The sequence below is a fragment of the Peribacillus tepidiphilus genome (assembly GCF_009466385.1).
Classification (GTDB): domain Bacteria; phylum Bacillota; class Bacilli; order Bacillales; family DSM-1321; genus Bacillus_BN; species Bacillus_BN tepidiphilus.
Window position 1 is genome coordinate 26,812 of record NZ_WIAQ01000027.1, and the last position, 17,238, is coordinate 44,049.

Annotated in this window: 14 protein-coding genes; 3 read left to right on the forward strand and 11 right to left on the reverse strand. The window is 40.2% G+C overall.

Annotated elements, in window-relative coordinates; all coding sequences use genetic code 11:
• Positions 1 to 99: 99 nt before the first annotated feature.
• The 5 genes from GD441_RS13680 to GD441_RS13700 all read right to left on the reverse strand — a co-directional run bounded on the left by GD441_RS13680 (position 100) and on the right by GD441_RS13700 (position 7,108).
• Positions 100 to 1,242, reverse strand: coding sequence for an acyl-CoA dehydrogenase (locus tag GD441_RS13680; protein ID WP_153126993.1), 1,143 nt, complete (start codon positions 1,240 to 1,242; stop codon positions 100 to 102).
• Positions 1,243 to 1,265: 23 nt separating this feature from the next.
• Positions 1,266 to 2,396, reverse strand: coding sequence for an acyl-CoA dehydrogenase (locus tag GD441_RS13685; RefSeq protein WP_153126994.1), 1,131 nt, complete (start codon positions 2,394 to 2,396; stop codon positions 1,266 to 1,268).
• Positions 2,397 to 2,529: 133 nt separating this feature from the next.
• Positions 2,530 to 3,381 carry a 3-hydroxybutyryl-CoA dehydrogenase gene (locus tag GD441_RS13690; RefSeq protein ID WP_153126995.1) on the reverse strand — a complete coding sequence of 284 codons (852 nt, stop codon included), beginning with the start codon at positions 3,379 to 3,381 and terminating at the stop codon, positions 2,530 to 2,532.
• Between the two features lie 78 nt (positions 3,382 to 3,459).
• On the reverse strand, positions 3,460 to 4,650 hold the full coding sequence (locus GD441_RS13695; protein ID WP_153126996.1) for an acetyl-CoA C-acetyltransferase: 1,191 nt from the start codon (positions 4,648 to 4,650) through the stop codon (positions 3,460 to 3,462).
• 346 nt (positions 4,651 to 4,996) lie between these two features.
• Positions 4,997 to 7,108, reverse strand: a complete 2,112-nt coding sequence (locus GD441_RS13700) for a (Fe-S)-binding protein (RefSeq protein WP_153126997.1) — start codon at positions 7,106 to 7,108, stop codon at positions 4,997 to 4,999.
• Positions 7,109 to 7,336: 228 nt separating this feature from the next.
• Between GD441_RS13700 and cls the strand changes: the two genes are divergently transcribed.
• On the forward strand, positions 7,337 to 8,539 hold the full coding sequence (gene cls, locus GD441_RS13705) for a cardiolipin synthase (protein ID WP_225434238.1): 1,203 nt from the start codon (positions 7,337 to 7,339) through the stop codon (positions 8,537 to 8,539).
• Between the two features lie 297 nt (positions 8,540 to 8,836).
• On the opposite strand, the gene argS is transcribed toward cls, so the two are convergent.
• The 4 genes from argS to speE form a co-directional block, all read right to left on the reverse strand.
• Complete coding sequence (gene argS, locus GD441_RS13710; protein WP_153126998.1) at positions 8,837 to 10,507, reverse strand: arginine--tRNA ligase; 1,671 nt, start codon at positions 10,505 to 10,507, stop codon at positions 8,837 to 8,839.
• Positions 10,504 to 10,941, reverse strand: a complete 438-nt coding sequence (locus GD441_RS13715) for a YwiB family protein (protein WP_153126999.1) — start codon at positions 10,939 to 10,941, stop codon at positions 10,504 to 10,506. The genes argS and GD441_RS13715 overlap by 4 nt, the downstream gene beginning before the upstream one ends.
• A gap of 263 nt (positions 10,942 to 11,204) precedes the next feature.
• Complete coding sequence (speB, locus tag GD441_RS13720) at positions 11,205 to 12,083, reverse strand: agmatinase (RefSeq protein WP_153127000.1); 879 nt, start codon at positions 12,081 to 12,083, stop codon at positions 11,205 to 11,207.
• A 97-nt stretch (positions 12,084 to 12,180) separates the two neighbouring features.
• Positions 12,181 to 13,008 (reverse strand): spermidine synthase, encoded by an 828-nt coding sequence (gene speE / locus GD441_RS13725; protein WP_153127001.1) that lies wholly within the window; start codon positions 13,006 to 13,008, stop codon positions 12,181 to 12,183.
• 371 nt (positions 13,009 to 13,379) lie between these two features.
• On the opposite strand from speE, the gene GD441_RS13730 reads away from it, so the two are divergent.
• Positions 13,380 to 15,443: a transglycosylase domain-containing protein gene (locus GD441_RS13730; RefSeq protein ID WP_153127002.1), complete on the forward strand. Its 2,064-nt coding sequence runs from the start codon at positions 13,380 to 13,382 to the stop codon at positions 15,441 to 15,443.
• Between the two features lie 199 nt (positions 15,444 to 15,642).
• Here the strand turns inward: GD441_RS13730 and GD441_RS13735 are convergent, their stop codons facing one another.
• Entirely contained in the window at positions 15,643 to 16,149 is a 507-nt protein-coding gene (locus tag GD441_RS13735) for a YwhD family protein (RefSeq protein WP_153127003.1), read from the reverse strand.
• Between the two features lie 19 nt (positions 16,150 to 16,168).
• Positions 16,169 to 16,873: a site-2 protease family protein gene (locus GD441_RS13740; protein WP_420849705.1), complete on the reverse strand. Its 705-nt coding sequence runs from the start codon at positions 16,871 to 16,873 to the stop codon at positions 16,169 to 16,171.
• A 96-nt stretch (positions 16,874 to 16,969) separates the two neighbouring features.
• On the opposite strand from GD441_RS13740, the gene GD441_RS13745 reads away from it, so the two are divergent.
• Positions 16,970 to 17,182 (forward strand): 2-hydroxymuconate tautomerase, encoded by a 213-nt coding sequence (locus tag GD441_RS13745; protein ID WP_263862452.1) that lies wholly within the window; start codon positions 16,970 to 16,972, stop codon positions 17,180 to 17,182.
• Positions 17,183 to 17,238: the final 56 nt, after the last annotated feature.

A 17,238-nucleotide genomic window follows, 5' to 3' on the forward strand; every position in this document is an offset into this window, starting at 1 on the left:
CTTCACCACCTTCGTGTCATTACATTACACGAAAAAAGCAACAAACCTTACGAAAACATCTTTACTATAAGACAGGTTTTTTTAATGGAAATTACTCCCTTAATCCTTTGTAATCATACGGGAAATGACGAGTTTTTGAATCTCTTGAGTTCCTTCATAGATTTGCGTAATTTTCGCATCTCTCATAAAGCGCTCTACCGGATAATCCTTCGTATACCCATACCCGCCAAACACTTGTACAGCTTCTGTTGTTACCTTCATAGCTGTATCACCAGCGAATAATTTAGACATCGCAGATTCCTTGCCATAAGGAAGTCCTTCAGACTCCAGCCAAGCAGCTTGATAAGTTAAAAGACGGGCAGCTTCTACGTTTGTTGCCATATCCGCTAATTTGAAGCCAATCCCTTGCTGGGCTGCAATTGGCTTTCCAAACTGATGGCGTTCTTTCGCATAAGCCACTGCAGCGTCTAAAGCCCCTTGAGCGATCCCGACCGCTTGGGCAGCGATACCATTTCTTCCGCCGTCTAAGGTCATCATCGCAATTTTAAAACCCTCGCCTTCTTTACCAAGGAGGTTTTCTTTTGGTACACGGCAATCTTCAAAGATAATTTCAGTTGTAGGCGATGAACGAATGCCCAGTTTTTTCTCTTTCTTTCCTACGCTAAACCCAGGGAAGCTGCTCTCTACAATGAATGCGCTTATTCCTTTTTGCTTAGCAGAAGGATCTGTTACGGCAAAAACGACATAAATATCGGCAATGCCTCCGTTTGTAATAAAAATCTTGGAGCCATTTAAAATATAGTGATCGCCATCCAGTTTTGCTGTTGTTTTCATACCGCCAGCATCAGACCCTGATCCAGGCTCTGTTAATCCGTAAGCACCGATTTTTTCACCTTGAGCCATAGGACGAAGGTATTTTTGCTTTTGTTCCTCCGTACCAAATTTATAAACCGGCCAGCCCGCTAATGAAGTATGTGCTGATAGAGTAACACCTGTTGATGCACATACTCTGGACAACTCTTCAATCGCAATACAGTAAGCTAGATAGTCACTGCCAATACCGCCATACTCTTCCGGCCAAGGAATGCCTGTCAATCCAAGCTCCGCCATTTTGTCAAAAATTTCACGGTCAAAGCGTTCTTCTTCATCACGTTCGGCTGCAGTTGGAGCCACTTCGTTTCTAGCAAAATCGCGAACCATTTTTCTGATCATTTCATGTTCTTCAGTCAGCTTAAAATTCATTACGTTCCCCTGCCCTCTTAGAATTAAAGATATTTATTAATCACAATCCGTTGAATTTCACTTGTTCCTTCATAGATTTCCGTTATTTTTGCATCACGGAAATAACGTTCTACCGGGTACTCCTTTGTATATCCATAGCCGCCAAACACCTGTACAGCCTCAATAGAAGCTTCTACAGCGGTTCTTGATGCAAATAGCTTAGCGATCGAGGCTTCTTTCCCACATGGTTTTCCTTCTGCCCGAAGAGACGCCGCTTGATAGACTAATAGCTTTGCAGCTTCAATGTTGGTTGCCATTTCAGCTAACTTAAAGCCAATACCTTGCTGAGCTGCAATTGGCTTTCCAAATTGCTGGCGCTCCTTCGCATAAGCAACAGCATGACCGAAAGCTCCTTCCGCAATTCCAAGCGATTGGGCAGCAATCCCAATTCTTCCAGCATCGAGGTTTGCCATTGCAATTTTAAAGCCTTCTCCTTCTTGACCAAGCAAATTTTCAGCCGGCACTTTCATATCTTCAAACGTTAGCTGAACCGTTCGGGAGCCATGCAGACCCATTTTATGCTCGTCTTTTCCAATCAAAAATCCAGGTGTGTCTTTTTCCACGATAAAGGCAGAAACCCCTTTTGACCCCGCTTCTGGATTAGTCGAAGCAAACACAATATATACGTCAGCTTCTCCACCGTTCGTAATAAAAACTTTGGAGCCGTTAATAATATAGTGATCTCCCTCTTTTACAGCTCTTGACTTCAAGCTTGCTGCATCTGAGCCCGCACTTGGCTCTGTTAGGCAAAACGCACCCAGATACTCTCCTGCCGCAAGCTTCGGCACATACTTTTGCTTTTGTTCATCGGTACCGAAATAAAGAATCGGGTTCGTTCCGACTGAAGTATGGACAGATAGTATGACCCCTAGCGTGGGGCTTACCTTAGAGATTTCATGAATGGCAATAATATAGGAAACAAAGTCCATTTCTGCACCGCCGAATTTTTCCGGTACAGGAATTCCCATTAGACCGAGCTCCCCCATTTTCTTTAGAACTTCTCTAGGAAACTCTCCTTCTTCCATTTTTTCAACGAAAGGTGCGATTTCCTCCTGTGCAAAATCACGAACCATTTTTTTCATCATGGACTGTTCTTCTGTAAAACGCAGATCCATCTCCCATCCGCCTCCCTGGTGTTTTTCATCTGCAAAGTTTTAAGGGAAAGTTGCATTGATTCATACTGGACAGATTGATACGGGATACCTCGTTCCTTCTCAAATCACGACCACAGCTTATCCCTAGTACGTGTTATTCATACGTATAGAATCCTCTTCCAGTCTTTCTGCCGAGCCATCCAGCTTTTACATACTTTCTTAGCAGTGGGCATGGACGATATTTGTCGTCTCCAAATCCTTCATGAAGCGTTTCCATAATATATAGGCAAGTATCTAGACCGATAAAATCAGCAAGAGTCAGTGGCCCCATCGGATGATTCATTCCTAGCTTCATCACTTCGTCAATGGCCTCTTTAGAAGCGACGCCTTCATATAACGTATAGATGGCTTCATTAATCATTGGCATCAATATCCGATTTGAAACAAAACCTGGGAAATCGTTAACTTCTACAGGAATTTTATTGAGAGTCTTAGACATATCTTCAATTGTTTGGTAAACTTCATCCGTGGTAGCTAGTCCGCGAATGATTTCAACAAGTTTCATAACAGGAACTGGATTCATAAAATGCATCCCGATTACTTTTTCAGGACGATTGGTTGCAGCTGCAATTTCTGTGATAGGAAGCGATGATGTGTTTGTTGCAAGAATGGCATGTTCTGGAGCTATTTTATCTAAATCTGCAAAAAGTCTTGATTTGATCTCCATATTTTCAACAGCGGCCTCGATAACCAAATCTACATCTGCTGCGTTTTGAAGATCAGTAGACGACGTTAAAAGAGAAAGTGTTTTGTCTTTTTCATCCTCCGTCATTTTTCCTTTATCTACCTGTCTGGTGAGGTTTTTCTTAATGACACTAAGTCCTCGTTCAACGAATTCTTCTTTTAAATCATGTAAAAAAACATGATAGCCCGCCATTGCACAAACTTGTGCAATCCCAGAGCCCATTTGACCTGCACCAATGACCATAACCTTTTGAATACTCAACGTGATCCCCTCTTTCTTATATGAAAGGAGCTGCATAGAAAAGCGGAAATTGAAAAGCAGCCCCTGCTTATGAACAAATTAAGCTTCTTTTGGCACCTCAATCATAATGGCATCACCTTGGCCGCCACCTGAACAGATTGCTGCAATTCCAATCCCTCCGCCGCGACGCTTTAACTCATGCATTAATGTGATAATGATACGTGCACCGCTTGCACCGATCGGATGTCCAAGTGCGACAGCTCCGCCGTTAACGTTTACTTTTTCCGGATCGACATTTGCAAGTCTGCCGCTTGCTAAAGCAACCGCAGCAAAGGCTTCATTAATCTCAAACAAATCAATTTCCTCTAGAGATTTACCCGTTTTCTTTAAAATTTCATTTATGACGAGACCCGGTGTCTTAGGGAAATCCTTTGCCTCCACTGCTATTTCCGCATGACCGATAATATAAGCAAACGGCTTTCGACCTTCCTTTAAAGCTCTTTCTTCACTCATAAGAACTAGAGCACCAGCTCCATCATTTACGCCCGGTGCGTTCCCCGCTGTAATCGTTCCGTCAGCATTAAATACAGGCTTTAAAGCTGCAAGTTTTTCTACAGAAGTATCCTTGCGCGGTGATTCGTCCTTATCAATGATTAATGGATTTCCTTTCTTCTGCTTCACTTCAATCGGAACGATTTCTTCCGCAAGACGACCCGCTTCTGTAGCTTCGATCGCTCTCTGGTGGCTTCTGTATGACCATTGATCCTGCTCTTCACGAGATATTTCAAGCTCCGATGCTGTACTGTTGCCGTAAGTTCCCATATGAACACCTGTAAAGCTGCAGCTTAAGCCGTCATAAACCATTAAATCTTTTACGGTAGAGTCACCCATTCTTAATCCCCATCTTGCTTTTGGAAGAAGATACGGAGCATTGCTCATGGATTCCATACCTCCAGCTACTATTACCTCTTCATCGCCTGAACGAATAATTTGGTCTGCAAGCGTTACGCTTCTAAGACCTGAAGCACATACCTTATTAATGGTTTCTGTTTTTACTTCCCAAGGAATCCCCGCATGTCTAGATGCTTGACGAGAAGGAATCTGCCCTTGCCCCCCTTGTAGAACCGTGCCCATAATTACTTCGTCAACTTGAGACGGATCTACGTCAGCACGCTTCAATGCTTCTTTGATAGCAATACCTCCAAGCTCAGAAGCAGAAAATCCGCTCAATCCTCCACCAAATTTACCGAATGCCGTTCTTACCCCACTCAAGATTACTGTTTTAGCCATGTTTCATCCCCCTAAAGAGTTTAATAGTATTTCCAAAAGACCATGACGACAGAACAATATATGTCTTAAAGGCACCTCCGACTGAACGCTCGCTCGAAGACCCTTCAGAAAAAAAGGCAGTAACTCCGCCAATTTTCAAAAATGTAAGCGTTTTACTATACGATTATTTTACTCCAAATAACAAAACATTTTAAATATTTTTATTTTTTAAAAGAAAAAAATTTCCTCTCTACTAATCTATGTCACATCTTTGTGTTTATGACCTCGAGACAGCTTAGAAAGCTGTCCCAGATCGCTGAAGCTCGTTCACATTTTTCTTCATAAATGTTGCCTTTTATTATATGAATTAAGAAGCTATTGTTTGTTTTGTACCCACTACAGACATTTCAAGAAGTTCAGCCACATCATATGTTTTTACCTGTTCTTCTACTTCTTTTGCTTTCGTTCCGTCCGTAATCATCGTTAAGCAATAAGGACACCCTGAACTGATGACGGATGGATTAACTGCAAGTGCTTGCTCCGTACGGGCTACGTTAATACGGTGACCTGTTTCTTCTTCCATCCACATGAGACCTCCACCGGCTCCACAGCACATACCTGTTTCACGGTTTCTTTCCATTTCCACTAGCTTAACACCTGGTATAGCTCGAAGAATATCGCGTGGCGCATCATACACTTCATTGTAGCGGCCTAAGTAACAAGAATCATGGAACGTAATGGTCTCCTTCACTTCATGCTTTGGTACTAGCTTGCCTTCTTTTACAAGCTTTGCAAGCACTTCAGTATGGTGATATACTTCCGCTTCCAATCCAAAGTCAGGATACTCATTTTTAAAAATGTTATAAGCATGCGGATCGATCGTTACAATTTTCTTCACTTCATTTTTCTCAAATTCATCAATATTGTTTGTTGCAAGCTCTTGGAACAAAAACTCGTTTCCAAGGCGTCGCGCCGTATCTCCTGAGTTCTTTTCCTTGTTTCCAAGAATCGCAAATTTCACTCCTGCTTCATTAAGCAGCTTCGCAAAAGATAGAGCGATTTTTTGGCTTCGGTTATCATAGGATCCCATAGATCCAACCCAGAATAGATATTCAAACTCTTCTCCTGCTTTTTTCATCTCTTTTACAGTTGGTACATGAACATCTTCACGAGCCTCACGCCAGTTTTCTCTTTCTTTTCTGTTAAGTCCCCAAGGATTTCCTTGACGTTCAATATTTTGCATAGCACGTTGTGCATCTGGATCAACCTTACCTTCTGTTAATACAAGATAACGACGCAGGTCAATAATTTTTTCCACATGCTCATTCATAACTGGACATTGATCTTCACAGTTTCGGCATGTTGTACAAGCCCAAATTTCTTCTTCTGTAATGACTTCCCCAATTAAGCTAGGATTATAAAGAGATGCTGCTGCCTGCTCCTGTACGCCTTGACCTGCAGCTGCTAAAGCAAGCTGATTTCCTCTTGTATGATGAAAAATAAATCCCGGAACCCAAGGCTGTTTTTGTGTCATAACAGCACCTTTTTCCGTTAAATGGTCTCTCAGCTTTAAAATTAAATCCATTGGCGAAAGCATTTTTCCTGTTCCGGTAGCCGGACACATATTTGTACATCGTCCACACTCTACACATGCATACAGGTCAATTAGCTGATATTGAGTAAAATCTTCAATTTTTCCGACACCGAAGGATTCCTGCGACTCATCTTCAAAGTTGATCTTGGATAATTTACCAGGATTAGATAATCGATGAAAGTAAACATTCGCAGGTCCTGCAATTAAGTGAGCATGTTTTGATTGCGGTACATACACTAAGAAAGATAAAAGGAAAATGGTATGAATCCACCAAGCAATATAAAAGCCAACAATGGCTCCCGTTTCACCCAACCATCCAAATGCACCAGCAATGAGAGATGCAACAGGTTCAGCCATGGAAGCTTCATGACCATGCCAAATCATAGACATTCCATTACCAAATAATACGGAAAGCATCAATCCGCCGATAAATATAAGGACAAGTCCAGACTTAAAGCCCCTTTTCAAACGAACTAGCTTTTCGATGTAGCGACGATGAAATGCCCAAACGACCGCAACCAAAATAATGAGCGAAACAATTTCCTGAAAGAAAGTGAAGCCAGGATATAAAGGTCCAAGCGGAAAATGTGCTCCTGGTTTAATACCTTTCAAAATGAAATCAATCGCGCCAAGCTGAACCAGAATAAATCCGTAGAAAAACATGACGTGAATTACGCCGCTCTTCTTATCCTTCAACAGCTTTTTTTGCCCAAACACGTTCACCCATACCATGTCTAAACGTTCTTTTACCTTGTTGTCAAATTCCACTTTTTTGCCCAGTTTGATGTATTGAATCCTTGTTCGAATCAAATATACAAACAAGCTGACAGCGTAAGCAGTTACAAGTAAGAATGCAATCAAATTAATCCAAAGTAACCCTGTCATTCTATAAACTCCTTTCTTTGAGAAAGCATTAAAAAAAATTACACAAAAATTATATTTATTCAGAAATTTTATTCTTATTATCATTATATAATGAATGAGCATTCAGTCAACTGTTTCTTTTGAAACAGGATTATGTTTTTACTTTCAGATAAAACGGTTTGATATCGAATATTTGAGACAGAATAAAAGAATCAAATTGTACCGCTGTTTACGAAGAGAGGGTCTAGAGTGAAAGTAATCTTCATCATTGCCGGAATCGCTGCTATTTTATCCATTTGGCTCATAATGGACTATAAACTCGGAAGAAAAAAACATTTGGCCGGGCTCAAAGAAAAAGATTATCCGCTGAGGAAGAGCAATATTCAGCTTTTTTCTAACGGAAATCCTCTTTTTTCAGACATGTTTGCAGAAATTCGTTCTGCTAAGCAGCATATCCATATTTTATTTTACATTGTAAAGAATGACCAATTCAGTAAAGACTTTTTCAGCTTGCTTAAACAAAAAGCAAAGGAAGGCGTCGAAGTAAAACTTTTACTCGATTGGGTGGGGAGCAACAAAGTAAAAAGGAGCATGGTTAAGGATTTAATCGCAAACGGTGCACACTTCTCTTTTTGTCAGGTTCCTAGGCCCCCCTTTTTGTTTTATTCATTTCAAGAAAGGAATCATCGGAAGATTACGGTTATTGACGGAAAGATCGGATACCTTGGCGGCTTCAATATCGGAAAAGAATATATCGACCAAGATCCCAAATTAAGTCCTTGGCGTGATTATCACCTAAAAATTTTGGGAGAAGGTGTCCGTGATTTGCAAGAAGAGTTTTTATTAGATTGGCAACAGGCAACGGACTCTAAAGAAATGCATCATGAAAAATATTATCCCCCCCTTTTTCAAGGGGATAGCGAGCATCAACTAAAGCCTACTGAAGGTGTGTTTTTAGAAGAAATATATAGCGAGATCCTTGGGAGAGCAAAAAGGGCAGTCGTGATCGGAACACCCTATTTTATTCCAAGTGATCGCATTTTCGAATTACTCCGTAGCTTACTCAGGAAAAAAATTCAAATTACGGTCATTGTTCCTTTTCATTCTGACCATCCCCTTGTTAAAGAAGCATCTTTTAAGTATTTTCGTATTCTTATTCAAGAAGGAGCGAAAATCTATCAATATCAAAAAGGATTTTACCATGCTAAATTTATCCTAATAGATGATGAAATCTTGGATATTGGAACTGCAAACTTTGATAAGAGAAGCTTTTTTCTCAATCATGAGATGAATTGCTATATATATGACAAAAAATGCATCAAACAAATGAGAAAAGAATTGGAACAGGATTTGGAAAACTGCCTCCCCCTAACACTTCAAGACTTGAACAAGCCAAATCCTTGGCGGGATCTAAAGGAAAGGGTCGCGGCACTGGTATCCACTTTTCTGTGAAATGGGGGATCTGGGGTAGCACCAATTCGTTTTGAATTTGGATTGCTTTCATCAATTGTGGGATTGCTACATCCAGGAAGGTTTTGTATAATCCCGCGCGTTTCCAATATAATCCCGCCAGTTTTCTAATAATTCCCGCCGGTTTCGGGAAGAATTCCGCCGATTATTGCAATAACCCCGCAAACGTTACTTTTTACACTTCTAAAAAGGCGAAGGAGCTGGAACTAGGCGTGAAATATACTTTGCCTACAATATTAAAAGGGCTTTCTCCGTGAAGAGAAGCCCCTTTTTAATCTATTACATTTTTTCAGGTGCTGAAACACCGATTAAAGCTAACGCGTTTTTCAACGTAATCTGAACAGACTTGATTAGAGCGAGACGAGCCTTGCTGCGCTCTACATTGTCGATATCTAACACTTTTTCTGCATTATAGAAGCTATGGAAAGAAGATGCCAAATCAAAAATATAGTTTGTGATGCGATGCGGCAAACGTTTTTCAGCTGCTTCCACTATTGCTTGCGGGAATTCGCCAAGCTTTTTCAATACTTCCATTTCTTTTTCAGCAGAAATTTGTGTTAAATCTAAATTTCCTTCATAGGATAAGCCCTGCTCTTCTCCTTGGCGCAGGATACTGCAAATACGAGCATGTGCATATTGAGCATAGAAAACTGGGTTTTCGTTTGATTGGGAAACTGCTAGATCAAGGTCAAAGTCCATGTGAGTATCTGCACTTCTCATGGCAAAGAAATAACGTGTAGCGTCTAATCCCACTTCTTCAATAAGATCGCGCATTGTAACTGCTTTACCTGTACGCTTGCTCATTTTCATTTTTTCACCATTTTTATAAAGGTGAACAAGCTGAATAATTTCGACCTCAAGCTGGTCACGATCGTATCCTAAAGCCTCAATGGCTGCTTTCATACGTGGAATATAACCGTGATGATCCGCTCCCCAGATGTTAATGATTTTTTCAAAGCCACGCTCTAATTTGTCGCGGTGATAGGCAATATCCGGAGTTAAATACGTATAAGAGCCATCTTGTTTAATTAAAACACGGTCTTTATCGTCCCCAAGTGCAGTTGAACGGAACCAGGTCGCTCCATCCTTTTCATAAATATGTCCGCGCTCTTTCAATATTTCTAGCGTTTCATCAATTTTTCCGTTTTGATAAAGGGAGGTTTCCGAATACCACACATCAAAGCCTACGCGGAAATTCTCTAAATCCTTTTTCAGCTTTTCCATTTCATATTTTAAACCGTACTCACGGAAAAACTCGAAGCGTTCTTTCTCATCAACATTGACAAACTTATCACCAAATTCTTCTGCCAATGCCTTACCAATTCCGATGATGTCTTCACCGTAATAACCATCTGCTGGCATGTCTTTTTCAAGACCTAATGCTTGAAAATAACGTGCTTCAACAGATAAAGCAAGGTTATTAATTTGGTTTCCTGCATCATTAATGTAGTATTCTCTTGTCACATCATAACCTGCTTTTTCGAGAATATTACATAACGAATCACCAACTGCTGCACCACGAGCATGCCCTAAATGAAGGTCTCCGGTCGGATTGGCTGAAACAAACTCAACTTGGATTTTTTGACCATTGCCAAATGTACTCTCCCCGTACTTTTCCCCTGCTTCAAGAATTGTCGGAATGAGCTCCGTTAAATAGCTGTTATCCATATAAAAATTGATAAAGCCAGGTCCGGCAATTTCAATTTTTTCAATAGAAGCTTTGGAGCGATCAAAGTTCTCAACAATTGCATCCGCAATCATGCGTGGAGCTTTTTTCGCGACTCTTGCTAGCTGCATGGCCATATTTGTAGAATAATCTCCATGTGCTTTATCCTTTGGTGTTTCTAGGATGACATTCGGGATTTGCTCTTCTGTAGCTAAGTTAGCTTTTAGTACGGCCTCTTTTATCTCCTGCTTTAATTTTTCCTGCACTTGTGCTGAAATGTTCATTGAATGTTTTCCTCCTTATAGCCAATTGTCATTTCATACCGACCGATTTCATTTCCTTGAATCGCCAATTCATAAATTAGAATAATCTTACCTTCTTTTGTATGATTATTCCATGAATACTCCATTTTTTTCGTCAATGTGTTCATATTCAAAGCGCCGTACGGACTTTCATACACTCCTATAGTGTGTGCATCACGTATGAAGCGTTGTCTCATTTTAATGGCACCGCTTCTCATAATGAAAGCTTCTTCATCCGTCCATTTTACGGTCGTTTGTACCTTTTGGTGATCCTCCTGGACCTCTTCGTATTGCAGGTAAAGTGTATTTCCTTTAAGCTGCGAGGTTCCGAATGTCAGAAATTCATACGTTTCCGTATCCTCTCCGGTTGTGATTGTAGTTTTTAAATGAACCTTCACATTCTTTTTTTCTGACAATGATTACACATCCTTGTATTCCCTCTTATCGCTTTCATTAGTATAAATATTCTGTTGGGAAGTTTCAACATTGTACGGAGGATTTCACTGAATAGATTATCTTTTTGTAAGAGTTTGGTGAAAATTACTATACTTACACTAATTACCCTTTGTTTATGTAGAAAGAATGGGGAAAAAGCCCGGATAAACTTATCCGAGCTTAATGATCATAACACTTATCCCGCATTAACGGGCAGTAAAACCCCACTGATGGAAGCTTTACTTTATCGTTTTTGTACCCATCCGAGAATCATTTCACGGATCAGTTTGCTTGCTGTATTGGCTGTTTGTTCTGAAACATCATAAATTGGTGCTACTTCAACTAGATCGCAGCCGACAACACGTACATCGGATTTTGCGATTTCGTGGATAGAAGCCAACAGCTCTTTGGATGTAATGCCTCCAGCATCAACTGTTCCCGTTCCCGGTGCATGTGCAGGATCTAAAACGTCAATATCAATCGTTACGTATACAGGACGTCCAGCAAGCTTAGGCAAGATTTCTTTTAACGGCTCCAGTACTTCAAATTTGGAAATATGCATGCCGTTTTCCTTCGCCCATTGGAACTCTTCCTTCATACCGGAACGGATTCCAAAAGAGTAGACGTTTTCTGGTCCAATATGCTCCGCTATTTTGCGAATTGGAGTTGAATGGGACAGAGGCTCTCCTTCATAATGCTCACGAAGATCTGTATGAGCATCCATGTGGATGATGGCTAAGTCCGGATACTTTTTCGCTACTGCCTTCATGACTGGCCAAGATACAAGATGCTCACCGCCCATTCCAATCGGGAACTTGCCTGCTTCCAATACCTTATCCACAAATTCTTCAATCATATCCAGGCTTCTTTGGGCATTGCCAAAAGGAAGCGGGATGTCCCCTGCATCAAAATATTTTACTTCTTCTAGTTCACGGTCTAAATATGGGCTGTATTCTTCAAGACCGATGGAAACCTCACGAATGCGAGTCGGACCGAATCGAGAGCCGGGACGATAGCTTACCGTCCAATCCATTGGCATACCGTATAAAACAGCTTCAGATTCCTCAAAATTAGGATGGCTTTTGATAAAAACATTACCAGAATAAGCCTCATCAAAACGCATACTTTCATCCTCCTCTTAAATAGCGGTCAAGAGAGACCCATAAAAGAACCAGTCACTGACAAATGAGCCTCTTTTTCTTCAACCGCAAATATTTTCATTACTTCGTTAAATCTCCAACAAACTTAGGCAGAACAAATGCCGCTTTGTGAAGCTCCTTCGTATAATACTTCGTGTCGATATCATGGAAACGGTCTTCGCTTACTTCTAATGGATCATATTTTTTAGAACCAAGCGTGAAGCACCACATGCCACTTGGATACGTTGGAATATTCGCAATGTAAAGACGTGTAATTGGGAAGATTTCTTTTACATCCTTTTGAACCTGACGAATCAAGTCAGCCTTGAACCAAGGGTTGTCAGATTGTGCAACAAAAATTCCGTCCTCTTTTAACGCTTTTGAGATTCCAGCATAGAATCCTTTTGTAAATAGATTAACTGCTGGACCAACCGGCTCTGTTGAATCTACCATAATCACGTCATACTGGTTTTCCGCTTGTGCGATGTGCATGAATCCGTCATCCACTTTCACTTCTACACGCTCATCATCAAGCATACCTGCAATAGCAGGAAGATATTTTTTAGAATACTCGATTACTTTGCCATCAATTTCTACAAGTGTAGCTTTTTTAACGCTAGGATGCTTTAATACTTCACGGATTACCCCACCGTCTCCTCCACCTACTACTAGCACGTGCTCAGGGTTAGGGTGAGTAAATAAAGGAACGTGCGCCACCATTTCATGATAGACAAACTCATCCTTATCAGAAGTCATAACCATGCCGTCTAAAAGCAGCATGTTCCCCCACTCGGCTGTTTCGACCATATCCAATTTTTGAAAATCAGTCTGTTCTGTATGTAAAGTTTTATTCACTTTCATTGTGATTCCAAAGTTTTCAGTTTGTTTCTCAGTAAACCATAATCCCATTCTTGTCGCTTCCTTTCATAATAGAGTCATTATTGTACGCTAAGGATCGTTATTTCATCCTATCCTACCATTTTTAACGTTCCCTAACATGGATATTACAAACATGTAAAAGCTTAAAATTTCATGTAAAAAAACTCGGTCCATTCCTTTCCATTCAGAAAGGTGTACCGGGTTTTTGTTTACGTTTTTAGTTAAAGAAAGCATAACTTTCTTCATTCTGGCGCTTTCCGCTTTTCTTTTTTTAAGCACAGGAAAAGTATAGAACAATTCAAAAAAAATGCAAGAAAAAATTTTGTTTTGAACTGAAGATGTTTAAAACTCCCTTATTTTTTTCATACTGAATAGTAATTTGGTTTAAAGAGGTGAGGGCAATGGAACTGATGACAGGACAACGTTTTAAAAATACAGCAAAGTATATAAGAGCAGGGATCCTATTTTTCTTGCTTAGTTTCATTGTTGTCTTATTGCTTTACGGTTCTGTCCTCTTATACGCAAAAATTCTTGGTGCACCACCGCTAGCGGTGCCACAGTCCTCCCTATATTATAGCGACGACGGTTCAATAATTGGAGAGACCCATAACGGAGAAAAAAGATATTGGGTAAAGCTTGATGATATATCTCCTTATTTAATTGATGCTGTAATCGCTGTTGAAGACCGGCAATTTTATTCTCATAGCGGCTTTGATTTTAAACGGATTGCCGGAGCCATACTAGCGGATATTAAAGCTATGGCTAAGGTGCAAGGTGCCAGCACAATCACACAGCAATACGCACGTAATTTGTTTCTAGAGCATGACAAAACATGGAAGCGAAAACTCGACGAAGCTCTCTATACAATACGGATTGAAATGAACTACTCAAAGGATCAAATTTTAGAAGGTTATTTAAACACGATTTATTATGGGCACGGGGCATATGGTGTACAAGCTGCCAGTCAATATTACTTCGGTAAAGATGCTAAGGAATTAAGCTTAAGTGAAGCCACTATACTAGCTGGCATTCCAAAAGGTCCTTCGCATTATTCTCCATTCGTTTCTTTAGAGAACGCTAAAAGGAGACAAAAGATTGTTCTTCAATCCATGAAGGCAGTGGGAGCTATTTCTGAAGAAGAGGTATTCGCTGCATCCAAAGCCATCCTTTCTTTAAACGGGAAACATCTACATGTTGAGAATCATATTGCCCCTTATTTTCAAGATGCGGTTAAACAAGCCTTAAAAAGAGATTTACATATAGATGATCGTACAATTGAACTAGGTGGTTTAAAAATTTATACGACATTAGACTTGGATTATCAGAGGATCGCTGAAGATACGCTCAACCATGTCATTTCGAATCATTCCGATATCCAGGGTGCCATGGTTGCGATGAATCCAAAAACGGGGGAAGTCAAAGCGCTTATTGGGGGTAGGGATTACGAAAAAAGCTCTTTTAATCGAGCGACTCAGGCGGTTCGTCAGCCAGGCTCTACCATTAAGCCTTTTCTTTATTATGCTGCCCTTGAGCATGGCTTTACACCATCTTCAACGTTAAGAAGTGAAGCAACCACCTTTCAATTTGACGACGGAAGAGCCTCATACTCTCCTAATAACTTTAATCATCAATATGCCAATGATGATATTACAATGACCCAGGCCATCGCTGTTTCTGACAATATTTATGCGGTCAAGACGCATTTGTTTTTGGGTGAGGAAACATTAGCGGAAATGGTTGAAAAATTCGGCATCACAACAAAAATGAGTCATCTTCCTTCTTTGGCACTTGGAACATCAGGCGTTCGAGTGATCGATATGGTGAATGCTTATGGAATGCTTGCTAATAACGGGAAGAAAATTCGTCCGGTTTTTATTAAAAGAGTAGAAAATCATAAGGGTGAAGTTATTTTTGAACATCGTTCAGAAAGGGAGCAGATATTAGATCCGGACCATACCTTTGTGTTGACGAGCATGCTTACCAGTATTTTCGATAAAAGACTCAGCAGCTATGCTGCCGTTACAGGTACTGCGATTATTCCTGAACTGACGAGGCAATATGCCGGTAAATCCGGAACTACGAAGTCGGACAGCTGGATGATCGGCTACACACCTCAGGTTGTGACAGGAGTATGGGTTGGCTACGATCATTCCCAAACGATTGATAAACCTGCAGAAAAACTGTATGCCAAAAAAATATGGGCAAGGTTTATGGAAAAAAGTCTACAGGATTCAAGCTTTAAAACGTTTAGACCAACCTCTAATGTGGTTGGGGTATATGTAAATCCTTTTAACGGAAAATTAGCTACTGAGAATTGCCCAGTTTCTCGCCTTACCTATTTTGTAAAAGGTACAGAACCAACTGAAGTTTGCATGGAGCATATAGAAAACGAAGACAAAGGTACTCGTGAGGAATCGAAAAAACCACAAAAGAAGCCTTGGTATCGAATTTTTTGGGGGCAATAAAAGAAAAACCTCGAAGCTAAATTGGCAGCTTCGAGGTTTTTCGTGTCCTAGTTTTACAGCGGTTGCACGCTGTAAATAAGTTTACTGATTTTAAAGCTTTTCTACAAGTCCTATGTTTTTATTTATAGAATTTTCACAGTTTCGACAAATATTTCTCACATTCTTAAAGGAGAAATTATTTTTCAATCATGTTTCCTTATTAAGAAAGCTGCTTTTTTAATTCGTCTGACGATCTTTCCCACATACCGGCATCATGTTTAACAAGGAACTCTTTTAAAACATTTTTTGACTTAGCATCCATGTGATCGACCATGATCTTTCGCTTTAGTGCCTTATCCAGCTTATTTACGTGCTCAGGAAGCGATTTGTAACCTCTCCGGATTTCCCTATCGACCGTCATTTCACATGCGGTAACGCCGGCATAATAGGGACCTTCCGCTCTCCGTTCAATAGCAACCCAAACGAGCCAATAAGGCTTCCCATTTGGCACTTCTTCTTTGTTTGGCAAAAACTTAATCCCTTTTTCTACAGCACTTCTTGCATGCATCGCTCCGACATCTACAACAGCTTCTCCTGCTTCCACATCAATAATAACAGGAGACACATTTTCTAAGCTTAGTGCACCAACACCAAATCCGCCATGGCCATCGGTGGAATCATTTTTGATGATATTGAACTCTATTTTCTTTTTTGGTTGTCCGTCCATTTTCCAGCACCCTTTCCAATTATAAGAACAAGTTATAGAAAAATTCATTTAAACCGCTCATCACAAACGGAATCACCGTATTAAAGATTGGTTGAATCGTATAATGATCCAGCGGAGTAAGTACAAGAATCAAGAAAATTAGCGCTCCGTATTGCTCGAATTGGGTCATTTTTGCCCGCAAATGAACGGGAGCTAAATCTTCTATAATACGATACCCATCTAGAGGCGGAAACGGTAATAGATTAAAAACAAAAAGTAAAATATTTAAATGAATGATTGTATTAAGCAGGTTTGGAATAAATTCAAATGAATCCATCCCTACTCCAAGACCAAGAAGGCCGTACCATACAATGAAGCCGATTATGGCAATAAGCAAGTTGCTTAATGGACCGGCTACAGATACTAATATACCTGCCAGGCGTGGATTTTTAAAATGAGAACGATTGACGGGAACAGGTCTTGCCCAGCCGAATCCTGCAATTAAAATTAAAATCGTTCCAATAGGATCTATATGTTCAATTGGATTTAAAGTAAGTCTTCCTTGATTTTTGGCTGTTGGATCTCCAAATTTATAGGCTACATAAGCATGTGCAAATTCATGTATGGTAAAAGCGATAAGCAGCGCAATAATAACATATGGCAATTCCTCTAATGAGAATCTTAAAACACTTGATAAAAAGTCCAAAAACTCCACCTCAATTCTATATTCATACATAGTATACATGAATCTTCCTTCAAAGTTTAGCAGAGTCCTCTTCACATTTCTTTTCCTACAGCTATACCGCTTGATTTTCCATTCACGATGTGAAAAACTACAAGCATAGGATATGAAAGGAGGAGAAAATACATGCCTTACGTAACTGTAAAAATGTTAGAAGGCCGTACAGAAGAACAGAAGAAAGCTTTAGTTGAAAAGGTAACGGAAGCTGTTGCTGAAACTTCTGGCGCTCCAAAAGAAAACATCGTCGTTTTCATTGAGGAAATGTCAAAAAACCACTACGCTGTAGCCGGTAAACGACTAAGCGATCAATAACTTTACATAGTAACCAAAAAGGGTGACTTCAAATTGCCTGGAACCCGCTTACGCCT